The sequence below is a fragment of the Vibrio tubiashii ATCC 19109 genome (assembly GCF_000772105.1).
Taxonomy (GTDB): Bacteria; Pseudomonadota; Gammaproteobacteria; order Enterobacterales; family Vibrionaceae; genus Vibrio; species Vibrio tubiashii.
In genome coordinates this window covers 161,189-173,839 of the sequence record NZ_CP009356.1, presented here as the reverse complement: position 1 = coordinate 173,839, position 12,651 = coordinate 161,189, and the positions used below count along the sequence as shown (strand labels likewise).

Annotated in this window: 6 protein-coding genes; 4 read left to right on the top strand and 2 right to left on the bottom strand. The window is 50.3% G+C overall.

Annotated elements, in window-relative coordinates:
- Positions 1-5: 5 nt before the first annotated feature.
- Positions 6-6,056 (bottom strand): TcdA/TcdB pore-forming domain-containing protein, encoded by a 6,051-nt coding sequence (locus IX91_RS23835; RefSeq protein WP_004749935.1) that lies wholly within the window; start codon positions 6,054-6,056, stop codon positions 6-8.
- 944 nt (positions 6,057-7,000) lie between these two features.
- On the opposite strand from IX91_RS23835, the gene IX91_RS23830 reads away from it, so the two are divergent.
- The gene (locus IX91_RS23830) at positions 7,001-8,560 is read left to right on the top strand and encodes an exonuclease/endonuclease/phosphatase family protein (protein ID WP_004744150.1); all 1,560 of its coding nucleotides are present in this window, start codon (positions 7,001-7,003) and stop codon (positions 8,558-8,560) included.
- Positions 8,561-8,590: 30 nt separating this feature from the next.
- Here IX91_RS23830 and IX91_RS26455 read toward each other — a convergent pair whose 3' ends face one another.
- Positions 8,591-8,812 carry a hypothetical protein gene (locus tag IX91_RS26455; RefSeq protein WP_138922198.1) on the bottom strand — a complete coding sequence of 74 codons (222 nt, stop codon included), beginning with the start codon at positions 8,810-8,812 and terminating at the stop codon, positions 8,591-8,593.
- Positions 8,813-9,324: 512 nt separating this feature from the next.
- On the opposite strand from IX91_RS26455, the gene IX91_RS23820 reads away from it, so the two are divergent.
- The 3 genes from IX91_RS23820 (at position 9,325) to IX91_RS23810 (ending at position 12,634) form a co-directional block, all read left to right on the top strand.
- Positions 9,325-10,245, top strand: a complete 921-nt coding sequence (locus IX91_RS23820) for an alpha/beta fold hydrolase (RefSeq protein ID WP_004744152.1) — start codon at positions 9,325-9,327, stop codon at positions 10,243-10,245.
- Positions 10,246-10,377: 132 nt separating this feature from the next.
- On the top strand, positions 10,378-10,746 hold the full coding sequence (locus IX91_RS23815) for a hypothetical protein (protein ID WP_004744153.1): 369 nt from the start codon (positions 10,378-10,380) through the stop codon (positions 10,744-10,746).
- Between the two features lie 349 nt (positions 10,747-11,095).
- Positions 11,096-12,634 (top strand): hypothetical protein, encoded by a 1,539-nt coding sequence (locus tag IX91_RS23810; RefSeq protein WP_004744154.1) that lies wholly within the window; start codon positions 11,096-11,098, stop codon positions 12,632-12,634.
- Positions 12,635-12,651: the final 17 nt, after the last annotated feature.

Genomic DNA, 12,651 nt, shown 5'->3' with positions numbered 1-12,651 from the left:
CCGCTTTAGTTTAACTGTCCATAAGGGATGATCTCACTCGGTGTGGCTGAAAGGCGGTCCACTTGCGACAGGATTTTATACAAGTATTTCTCACCCAACGACGTACTCAGCTTCATTTTATTGGTCAGAGCAGCCGTATCAACGTGTTGGATCAGAATACTGGTTTGAGAGCCTGGATCGTATAGGGCCAGATCGTCCCCTCGTCGTTGCAACAACAATGCATTGGGGTTCTCTAGGGCTAATTTCAGTGTCTCACCCACTCTGTGGCTTTGAATCAACACTTGCTGGTAGTGAGCAAGGTCGTTCTCGTCCAAGCTATAGTGATAGTCGCGGCTATTGCCACTCCACAACAAAGAGCGCACCCCTTTGAGTCTAGGCAGAGTCTGGATCTTGCTGCCTTCGCTGCCTTGCAAGACTAAATGGGTTCCACCTTCCGTGAGCGCCATCGAGAAGTGCCCTAATGGGGAGTGATCCGTGAGATGTTGCTGATACAGCGTCTGTGCATCGACATCAAACACATAGTCGCCGCCGTCAACACTTTGCCCTAAATAAGTCAGGTTATGCTGGACATCCAGCCCCGGCGCCGTGACGGTACGTCCAGATTCATGCAAATACCAGCTCGGTACTGAGCCCAGAAGACGGACCTGCTTAGGCAATTGATACTCGCTTTCAAGCGCATCAATGGCTTGGTGGCGATATTGGTGGTGAGTTTGCCATTCCATCGTGACCGCTCTGAGTATCGGTTTGTCCATAGGGCCCGCGTTTGCGCTTAACTCGACCACGAGGCCGTCACGGGTGGACAGTTGCAGAGATTGCCCCTGCCAAGCCGCGTGGGTCAATTCCCCCGCCAGCGTCGCAAATTGCTCCGCGTCAGCCACTTCACCTTGTAACACGAGCTTGTCGTCCAGTATGAGATCATCGTTTACGACGGCCTGACGATACAGGCTGGCATCGTCGTGATTGTACAACCAAGCCCATTGTTGATCTGCCGTTAGCCCCAGAAAATTCAAGTGCTGACCATTGAGGTTGCTGCCCGCTCTGATCAACGTCGCGGACTGATTGTCGTACCACAGGTTCACCGTCTCGCCTTGGCTATCTGTCATACCGAGCAGCACCAGTTGGGCAAGTTTCGCAGCGGCTTTTTCACTTAAGGCCTTCAATTGTGGCAGGACCTGTTGATGGTGGCTCTGTAGCCAATGCGACGTCACACCAGCCAGTCTTGGCGTTTGGTCTGCTAGCCATAAGGTTTGATCGTTGGCGATGGCAAAGAGTTGATGTTGGTTATCTAAGACGTTACGTAAACCGCCACTGAATTCCGGTAAGGACACCGAGCGAGCCTGGGAACGGTTACTTGCTTGGTAATACAAACGCTGTTGGCTGTGGGAATAGAAGAAGTAGTGTTGATCGGTTTCCCCCTTGTTTTGCACCAAAGCAAGGATCAGATCGTCAGGCTGAGTGTTGAGATTGGCGTGGATCACGCCTAGGTCGCCCCTCTGCTCTGCGAGGACCCAGTACCTGTGTTTCTGCCCTTGTTTATTCGCTGACACGGAAATAACGTCGCTTAGGCTTGCCTCTATCCATCGATCTGCTCTCAGGTCAATTTCCCCCTCGACACCGGCTTGGAATGACTGGAAGAAATAGTTCGTCGTGGCTCGATTCGGCGCCGTGTCGGCCATGAGGTTATCTAACAACTGAAGGTCGCCGTTCACATCGACCAACTTCATGCTGTTTTCGTCCAGTACATAGGTCCATTTAGCCGGATGACCAGCGTTGGTTTGCTGCTCGATTGACCAGTAGAGGCGCTGATTTTCTTGCCACACCCGGCTGGCCGCTTTGCCATGAGCGTAGTCCCAACCGAAGGCGCGATACTGAGCCACAATGCGCGACTCGGCGATGTTCACTAGCCACACTTGGTTGTCTTTGTTAAACCACGCAAGATCCCCCGTCTGAGCCACGAGCTTGGCATCGCTTAGGAAGTCACTGTGAGCGGGCGATGGGGTATAAATAAACCGCTGCTGATCAACTTGATAGTAGGCCAGGCCAACAGAGTGGTCCTGATCTTGAGGCACAAAGTTTTCAACAGCCACAAATGCGCTGTCGAGGTGGTGCTTGGCCACTTCAGACTGGATATGCTGGTGTAATTGTTCAGCATTCTGCCAAGAAGAGGCATCTTCCGACGTGATTTGGTAGCGGCTGTTTTCTGGGTCAACAACGAGCACTTCGTTGTGTTTGTTGATCACCGCAATGCTCCCCCAGGACAATCCGGGTAGGTTGACTCTGACGCCGCCGATATTGAGGTGATCACGGGTGACTTCAAGGTGATCGGATGACAACTGGCGTGCATCAAGGATCCAGCGCGTACTTCGGTCTCTACGAGACGTCACTTGCAAAGAAAGGCTGGCCCCCGATTGCAGACTGATATGGTATTCCCCCCCTTTGCCGTTAAAGGCATAGTGCAATTTACCACTCAGCTCTTTGCCCAATTTACGCATCAGAATTTGGCGATTTTGCGCATCCAGATTCACGTTGATATTGGTGTGGACATATTCTTGTGTGATCTTACGTATCGTGTATTCCGAAGGAAAAATGTAAAAGTCATAATCGAATCGACGATCCTCTTCGAGACGACGAATCACACTAAAACCGGAATCATGACGTGTGGTGGACCCGGGTAAGATCTGATATTGATAGCTAATGTACGACTTTGGTGTGGCAGGCAAAATCAAAGCCCTATCACTGGCGTTAATGTTTGTCGTCTCGTTATAGCCAATGCCGGCTCTAACATTGATCGCTTGGGATTTGTCTCTGATCATCCTAGGGAAATCACCGGCCCAGAAAAAGTAGTTAATCGCCCCCGATCCCGTGCTGCCATGATGGGTACGGTAGATGTATTGACTATCAAAATGCACTTGACCCGTTTGAAGGTCTATTTGGTTGATCACTGCCCCATCTTTGGGCTCAAGCGCGTGGTAACGGCTGCCATCATCGAGAGTTTTATCCACCAGCGCATACCCCCCGCTGTGATACGCGGAGTCGACCGCGGCGAAGTAACGACCGACGGCTTTGGCATCCTCTGCGACTTCACCAAACGCCTGTGCCAGAGCGGTAAAACCAACCGCGAGTCCACCCAGGATCACGCCTGCGCCACCCAGTACAGCACTGGCGGTGCCCGCCCCCGCAAGGCCTGCCCCGATGCCCGCTGAGGTGGTCACAAAAGACGCTGAGTCAAAGGCCAGCTGAGTACCAAATACCGCTTTTTGTACCTCATTTTGTGCATGCGCCAACTCATAGGAGTCCAACACCACGGAAGCAAAGCCTAGTCCAAGACCGATCCCTTCGTTTGCAACGTGCCCCACTGCAGACAACGTCGAGCTTGTCACGCTTTGCCCTTCCTGTAGAGCGGCACGATACAAACCGACAATCTTACTGGCGTCCATCACGGTGCCGTGCGCGATTTGAGCTAAGTTAATGTAGGTGTGGACCTGCAACGCGGTGTTTAATCCTTGGGGCAGGGGGTCACCCGCTGCGGCCGTGCGGCTGTGGTTATTAAACCAAGAAAGAATCGCCTGGACCGCAAACGCGGCATTCAAGCCGTCTACATGCTCGACATCCGTAATGCTCGCATGACGAGTGAGCTCTCCGTGGCTAAAGTTGTAGCTCTTTTTCAATCGACCCAATGCATCTTCGTAATAATGTTTGAATTTCCAAATTCTTTCGTCTGACGTTAACACGCTGATTTCACGATTGTCTTCGCGATGTATTAACGGAATCCGATACTGACCGCTGGGTGTCTTTTCGATGTTCTCAAACACGGGTACCCAAGCGTGATCTAAGCGATGACGGCGGTATACGTCTTGCGCGGCCGCAAAGAAGTCCTGAGCCAAATTGGCGCCTTGTAAGACACTCAGTGCGGATTTGAGTTGCAAATCCGTGGATAGGCTGTCGCTGGCTTGCGCCAAACGAGCGGCATGGTCCGCCGTTGCCAGGTTGGCGACTCGGTCACTTGGGCTCGCCAGATCTTGGACGCTCAGTCCGGTGCTTAAACGTACTTCGGCCATTTTGGCTGTGTCCAGTGACCGCATGTCGAAGGTTGGCTGGCTGGCATTGCCATAGGCATCATAAAAACGCGCAAATTTGTTTTTGATCAGGTGTTCTTTTAAAGAGGCTTGTAAGGCTTTGGAGCTGTCAAATCGGAATACCGCAAAGTTGGGATCGTAGAAGAAGTAACGGCTCTTGCCCTCGAATTGTCTTTTCCCCACTAACATGCTGTGCGCGCGAGTATTCATCAGCATGAATTTGCTGCTGCCATTGGTCAGGGACTCCTTTTCCAAGTTTGAGACAATCCCCTTGATGCTCAGGCGCCCGGCGTCTGTCTCCGCAAGCCCCGCGTCTGTATTGGAGTGCAATTGGCCGACAGTGGTATACACATTGGTCGCGATTTGGGAGTCTGGGTGGGCAGCGGCATCGAACAATACAGAGGCAAACTGGTTCGCACCAGGCTCCCCTTTTTGTGCGATCGCGGTGGCCATCACACGGGAGAGTGGCAAACAGCGTCCCGGCCGACCGAGCAAAACAAAGTCTTGTGGCACAAGCTGGGTTACAAACGCGCCTTGAGCGGTCATGTAGCGACTGACTTCGGCACTTTTGTCCAATGCGAAACGCATGGTTTCCTGTTGGAACTGCTGCTTGATATGCGCCACCAATGCGCCTTTTTGCTTAAAGGTTAACTGGTGACTGTCATCAAACATCAGTCGAATCATATCGAGGGCTTTCATGCCCTGATGATAGCCTGGCACTTCAATATCTTGGCTGTTCGATTTACCGAACAGGTAATCGTCCCCTCGTTGCCCTTTTAGGCTTTCTAGGGCTTGCTTTTGCGTATTATATTGATCCACCAAACGTTGATTCGGACTGGCCTTGAGATGGGCATCGATCGCAATCACGGACGAGACGCCTTCACGGTCTTTTTTCTCTAACCATAGCCATAAACGATCCATGTCTATGCTTTTATCAATGCCATCGAGATAGCTCTGTTGATAAAACGCTTTGGTCGCATTAATGGCATCGATTTGGGCTTGTAGATGTTGCTTTCGTTCACCGGTCGCTTTTCTTAGCTTGGCGAACAGTACGGACTTACGCTCAAGCAAAGGGGCAAGCTCTTCATCGGTTTTTTGTTTCAGCGCATTTCTGAGATCTTGCCATTGGGCTAAGGCCGGGTTTTCATCGACCTTTAAGGAACTGCCGGTTTGGTAATCCTGATCTTGAGGTAAGGGTTCAACAGACAGTCCTAAGGCCTTTGCGTCTGTAAGTAAACGTCCCTGAGCCAGGGTTCTTTCCTGACGAAAAGCCTCCACTCTGGCTTGGTCATCGATGGCGTTAGGGCGCTGAATCCACACGTCTCCTGTCGCACCTTTACGCTTGACCCAGGTGGTCAGCAAGGGATTGTCAGGGTGGGGTATTTGCTCTTGGCGTTGGAGCATCAATTGCCATTGGCCGTCTTTGAATATCATGTAGGCACCGGCAACTTCATCAGATACGCCTTGTCCTTGATAGTCGGCGTAGTCAACGGCCATGACCACATTGTCATACAAAACGGAGCTGCCGACCCGACCATCATGGAAGACGCGATAATGGGTGTCGTTAAGATCCGTGACAATCACAGAACAGCCGGTCAGCGAACCGGTCAGCAACAACGTGCCTTCAGCGACGTGTTTAGGGACATCGACATAAGCAGGGATAGGGTTCGTTCGGCCATTAAAACCGAGGAAGTACGCTGACGTTGTATCCGCAGCAGGGGCATCCGCATACCGAAGTTTGAATCCTTGTGGGGCGGTTTCTAGCCGGACTTGCCCTTGGGTCGGTAGGCCGCCATTTTTGATTAACTCAATCACATCCACGGTGTACTGGTTTAAAAATTCGCGTGGTGAATAAGTGAGTTGGGCGATCGCCTCTGCCGTGCTGAGGGTCACAACCGGGGCGGGTGAGGCATGCGCCACGCTTAGGGCTTCTCCACCCATAAGCGATGAAACGAGGACGGCAATCAACTGTTTTTTCATTGTTTTCCTTTAGCGTATCCGTTTGACTATTACAGACTCATTCTCGACATTAAAACCTAGCCAACTCATGATGAAGCACGGGTGATAATTTCAAAGAATGTTCATGTGACAATAAATATCAATAGATTTGTTGTTAGTGAGAGACTTGAATGTATATCAAGTGTCATGGTGAAATTGATAAAATTAAATATAATTAGATTATTTATAATAAGAAATTAATACCTGCCTTACTGTGTTGTTGAATATAAAATAGTGAGCTTATAACCAAGAGGGTATAAATTGTTACAATCGTGTTTGGTCTGGGTTTTTTGTTTTAATAATAATGAAACATACCTGCGTGGCATTGTTAAATTAATTCTAAAAGATATTTAATGTAGAACAGATCTCATAAAAAAAAGCCCATGTCCTTAATGACCAATAATTAAGTCCTTAATACCAGTCTTGGTGGGTTTTTGGACGAGTTTTAAAGGGAGAGTGAGCGATCTTTCAGAGAGATCCCTGATTCTGTTCGCAGGATGGATCATGACATAGGGCACGGCGGTTTCCGTTGGTCGAATATTTTATTGCTATCAAAGGAAGGGGGTTGAATTATATGACTCTCGATGTTTGTTGGGTTTTGGGTCATGTGTGCGGGGTGTTTAGGACGGCGTTAATATTCGTTTGACCCCACTTTAAATCACGAGAGATTGGCGTACATATGATTGTGTAGATTTCTTTATTATTATTTGTACTTTTCTTTATTTATGTTGTTGATAAACTGCACAATGATAATTTATTGATCTGTGATCTTGTGACTAAATTCAGTGGAAATACACATTTTCTGAGTTCAATAATATATCAATAATGGTAATTTTTAGTATGGTGAATACTCGTGTCATTAATTTTACATAGGCATGTAATTAATGCGTTGTACTGTTTTTTATATCTTAACCGAGGGGGAAACAATGCAATTAACCAGAACGATTTTAAACGGGATTGTCCTGTTGTGGCTGATGGTGACGGCCATGCCGTCGATGGCCGCGGGCAGTGACTGTCCGGATTACCTCAGCGAAGACTGGGAAGACAAACCTTTTTGTGTGTGGTTGAAAAACGACACGCAACAGACCATTAAGTTGTTGAGTTGGAAACCGTATGCCAATAGCGCCGATATCAATGATGATTACTGGCTCAGTCATGATTGGGCACAGGGCGTACTCACGCTTAAACCCGGCGAGTTGAAGATCGTTGCGGGCATTGATGATGATGGATGGGGGGTCTTCAATTACGATACCGTAAAATTTCGTGGTGAGATAGACATTGACGGGGCGCGGCAGTATGGCGTTTATATCAGCGCCGACATCCGAGCAGGGGTCGTCAATGATTTTGAATACGGTGTGTCAGCGCCCAGCCCTTGGGTCGATGGTCACGATACGGCAACCCTTTATTTTAATGGCACGCCCTATGTCATGGGGGTGGACGACGAATACGATGCCTCGCGATCCAAATGGGACGCGATGTTCTCGGTTCTCGATGCCTCGTCTGGGCCGGGTGGACTCCGTTTGGCCGACCACCGCGAGGATCCCAAAAAGATTAATCTTATGACCTGGAACACCTTTCTGCTGATTGGTCCTGGCATCGCTGGTAAGCAAGATTACTGTCAGCGAGCACAAGCCATCAGTGATAACAAGGCCCGTCTGTTTCAAAATGTCGATGTGGTGGTGCTGTCGGAGTTGGCGTCTCAGGCGAGTTGTACCCCTGATGCAGAACAGCTAGCCGTGGAAGAATTCTTATGTTGTGGTCCGGACAAACCTTTTCGAGACCGGACCCACTTGTTGAATGGAACGCCGTTGGTCGACGGTCCGCTTGGGTTGTCGGAAACCGGCGGCGTGATTGTGATGAGTCGTTACCCAAACAGCTTGTCGGTTGGCACCAAGCGAGAGGCGCGCAAGTCGGACCCTATTGAACGATATCCTGCGAGCGATGAAGTGCATTATGAGTTTGGTGCCGATGCCGGAGAGTGTGATGCCAGTGAATGCACCATGGATAAGGGCTACCTGAAAGTGAAGTTTACCAAAAGGGTTGGGGATCAGCAGCAGGACTACTACATCATCGGCAGCCACACTCAGTCTGCGCCTGGTCAAGCCAACGAGAATGCGCGCCATCAGCAGTTTCAAGCAATGCGCCGCATGGCGGATTCACTCCCATCGGATGCACCGATCCTGTTTGCTGGGGATTTTAATATCGAAAGCCACGAGATCAGCCGTACGGCGGCGACGCTGAATGCAGATTTTGGCTTCACGACGTTTTTAAGTGCGCTTCGGTACAGTGCCGATGGCCACAGCAATTATTATGTGTTTGATGAAGAGGGACGTTCAGTCCAGAAGCAGTATGATTTTATCGTACCGTTTAAAGGGGCGTTAAACCCGGTCTCTCAGCTCTCCTGGGTCGTGCCGATGACCTCAACGGGGTCTCGTGTGGATCTGTCGGATCACCACGCCGTTGTCTCGGAGTTGACCTATGAGTAAGAGGCGCCTCCTTTGGTCAGGCCAATCTGATTAACCGCGAAGAGGGGTGAGATGTTCCCTAAACGGGTCATCGCGTCGTTGGGTCGGTGCGAATGGGAGGGGATGGCAAGCGATGGTCTCATCGTGAGATGCGCGCTCAGTTCCGCTTGTCAGTACGCCTTTCCAGCTTGCGGTGGACCAAGCATTCGTTAGGTTGTCCACCCATTGCAGTCCCGCCAAACATCGCTCATGGTCGGTGTGTGTTGGCTCCATCAAGACATGCCATATCAAGACGTGATGGAGCAGGTCCATGACGGTTCGCGCCGCCTGACCGAATTTCAGCCATCGCTGCAGCGCTTGTAACGTCACTGGGCGCGGCTGGCATCGCGTGAGCTTTGTCGCTTGAACGTGCGCACTCTTTAAGTGGATCGGCAGCGCACACGTCGATGCCGAACCAAGGTTGCTCGAGAGTAGAGGCGTGGCGTGAAGTGACTTGGTCACCAAGCTAGCGAGCAGGACCAATCCGATCATGGCCGATTTCATAAGGGATCCTTTTTTGGGCCGCAGTATGCAGGCTGAGTCATCATAGACTTTTTATTGACTAAATTGTTAGTAGGTGTGTGGGAGATATTTACTGGGCTTTTAGGACATTTTTACCCGGCAAAGAGTGCTCAGGTTTGTTGACTCGGCACAGCTGGGGTAGGCTAGGCCTTTGCATTGCGTGCTTGTGGTCAGAAGAGACAGGGTTAGGGCAGTGCGCCCCTGACAGTAAACAGAGGATATCCATGCGTAAGACCATAAAAATCATCATGCTGATCGCGTTGCTTATCTTGTCACCTGTGATCGTCCTATTGGTTCAAGGTATGGCGAACGGGCCGATGTCTGAGGCCGAATTTGAAACGAGATTGCCAGTCATCGTCAACGGCTTACAAGCTCAAGTGGAGGGGGATGGTGACGACACGTTGGTCTTTATCCATGGCTATCCTGACAGCTTAGAAATGTGGGACAAACAAGTGGCGTTTTTTAAACGTGATCACACGGTTGCCCGGATCACTTTGCCTGGCTTTGAGCTTCAGGACCCGGGGGCAAGACCCCAGTATACTCTGGTCCAAATGCGTCGGATTATCGATGCCTATATTGAGAGCCTCAATAAAGATAAGGTGACGGTGATCGCGCACGACTGGGGGGCGGTGTACGCGTCCCAATACCTTGCGTCTAACCACCTTGTTGACCGACTGGTCTTGTTGGACGTCGGAAGTTTTGGCAACGAAGCCTATCCAGAGATCAATATGAAGTATACCGCAGCTTTGGCGTTGGCTTGGCTTCTGCCCGAACCTCTCGGTGAGAAGCTGGTAGCTTACACCGCCAATGAGATTTTAGGTTTGGCTAATGTTGATCCGAATAAACCTTCAGCAGATTTTCGCTTTGATGCTCGTATGACTTACCCTTATTGGCAGTTATGGCGTTCGATTTTACTCAATACGAAGCCCGAGCCGGTGTCCGTCGATGACTATGCGACCGCGTTTTTGTTCCTCTATGGCCAAGACAAACAGGTCTGGTTTCACTCTCAATCCTGGATAAATGAGGTGACCGAGAAGCAAAAAGGTGAGGCCGAAGCGATGCCTGGTGGGCACTGGTTTATGTTATCTTCTCCGGAATTAGTCAACCAATCACTCTCGATGTGGCTGGCACGCCACCCACGTTGACCGTTGAACCCATCTCAGCGTGTATGTGCGTAGGATCGTCGACAAACCGGCCTACGGAAAGGAGGCGTTATCAATTTAAGTTATGAACAGTGGGATGCGATCGCCGATGCGTATGTCCCCCTTCTGGGTGTGTTGACCTTAGCTTGGGTCTTCACACAAGCGGTCTGTGGGCGGCTCAAAGCCGCGCAGTGGGATGCGGTCAGCACGTTACTGGGCGTTGGGTATATTTACGCTCTGATGTTTGCTGATAAGTACACCGGGGCCTATGCCGCTGTCAGTCTGGATTACAGTACGCATACGGCTTTGGCTTTGGTGTTTGTGACGACACTCGTATTGAGTCATGACTGGGTCAAGAGAGGGATCCTGCTTTCTCTGTTGATGTATGGAGGACTGATGCTATATCAGGGCTACCATTCGTGGCTGGATATTGCGCTGACAACCCTGATGACACTGCCCGTCTTACTGCGCTTGAAGGCGTGGTCGCAGGGTCGAGCAGACTAAACAGCACAACCCCAGTTGCGTGACGATTCGGTCGAAGCGCGATCAGCGATGGGGATTGATCGTACGCCTCGGTTCGTTGCCAATGAACACCTCTCTGTATAGACGTGTTATGCAACGCTTGGGCAGTACGCGTTCGCTTTCGTGAGGTAAGTTGTACTCAGGGTGCAGTAGGCTGGGGAAGGCCCCAAAAGGGTTGGGTGTCCATCAGGCGTCATCGATCCGCAGACCGCTGGAGAGCCGCATGCATAGTCAGGTTTCCCCTTTGTGTTTTTTAAGAGACCTAGATTCAGATTAGGGAGTGAATGGTTCCTCCATTCGCTGAGATGATTATTTCGGTTAAGGTAAATTGATGATAAACGGAATATGGACGAGCGGTACGTTTAAGGCGAATTCGAGATCAAAATCCATTTTTGGTCGTCGCAAAGGGTTGTTAACAGAGATTGATAAGTTACTCGAAAAAGCGCATGTCAGTAGTGACGATGAAGCCTTGTTGCCCCATCTCTATGCCATCGACAAAGCTTGCCAAGCCTGGCTCGATGCGCATCCTTTGACGGCATCAAAGCCAGAAAAAGGCAAAAAGCTGTCAGCGCGCCGTCAAGGCATTGAGGCATTGCGTGAGCAAATCAGCAAAAAAAGGGCTGAGCTGTACAAAATCCCCCAGTCTGCGCTGAATCAAAGGAAAGCCATCACCGACTTGTATGAAAGCAGTACCACGCAACTGAACGTTGCCCCTGGTGGTCAAGATCCCCGAACACTGAAAGCGAGGGCTGCTTTTCATCAAGAGATGCTCGATAAGACCATCGAACAAGCCATTAAGTTAGGCCACGATAAAAATGCTTTCAATACTGAACAGTTAGGCTTTTTAAGCGCTAAGTCGTGCTTGAAGGTAGACAGTGTGTTGGATCCGAGCAAAAAGAAAGCCTGCTATATTGAAGCCATCCGGATCTTAACGGCGATGTTAGGCAAAAATAGTGAACTGGCAAAACGGTTCGAATCGACCGGGATCGAAGTCGTCGTGGTACCCGCGGATAGGCCGATGACCGACTTACCCGAATTTGCTTCCCTCAAAGGGGTTGGAATTGCCCAGCAAAGCAGCAGTGTGAGCCGAGGCTGGGATTCGACACGAGGGGTTGGGGGACTGCAGATCGGCGCGAAGATGTATGTCGCGATCACCGAAGAAAACCTACTGGGTACCGATGTGGATGCAAAACTAAAAACCATCGGCGGTGGGTGTTACGCGAGCCAATATTCAACGAGTTCGCATGAGTTTGCGCACAGTCTTCACTTGAGTGATGCGACTTCGTTGGCTCAAAAACAAGCGATCACGCGTAGCTTTAACAATAAGAAGAAAGTCCGAATCGATTCGGCGAATACCCGTATTTTCATCGATGATCCCCTGTTTGTGCCCGCGCAGCACACGTTGGATGCCTTATTTAGCCAAGAATGGGTTGATGGCCCAAGAAGAAACCTCACCCGCTTACCTACCCCCAAACAATACTGGGTGTGGGTAACCAAGCATCACGCGTACGCGACAAACCCCGATGGGAGTCATCTGATGTACACCAGCCACTATGAACTTCAGGATTGCTACGCGGCGTTTGATGAAAAGGAGTACTTTGCTCAGTGCACCAATGCTTATTTAGGGGCGAATAGCGGGAGCGATCCTTACACGCAAAGGCCTCGCAATAATGGTGAAGCGTGGATAAGAAAACACGAAGAGCCAGAAATGGTCAAGTTGCTCGATGAACTGTATTCATCCGGTACGACGACGGCCTTCAGTCATTCCCATCTTGAAGGCACCAACCGCGATGATGGGGTCGATGTGACGACTATTTCTGATTACATTAAAGCCCACGTGGCCAAGGCGAAAACCAATCCAACTGTGTAATGGTGGTTGAGAGCCAG

Excerpts from the sequence above, each read along its gene's own strand:
- IX91_RS23810 (WP_004744154.1), top strand. The coding sequence starts at position 11,096 with ATGATAAACGGAATATGGACGAGCGGTACGTTTAAGGCGAATTCGAGA.
- IX91_RS23835 (WP_004749935.1), bottom strand. The coding sequence starts at position 6,056 with ATGAAAAAACAGTTGATTGCCGTCCTCGTTTCATCGCTTATGGGTGGA.
- IX91_RS23820 (WP_004744152.1), top strand. The coding sequence starts at position 9,325 with ATGCGTAAGACCATAAAAATCATCATGCTGATCGCGTTGCTTATCTTG.
- IX91_RS23830 (WP_004744150.1), top strand. The coding sequence starts at position 7,001 with ATGCAATTAACCAGAACGATTTTAAACGGGATTGTCCTGTTGTGGCTG.
- IX91_RS26455 (WP_138922198.1), bottom strand. The coding sequence starts at position 8,812 with ATGGAGCCAACACACACCGACCATGAGCGATGTTTGGCGGGACTGCAA.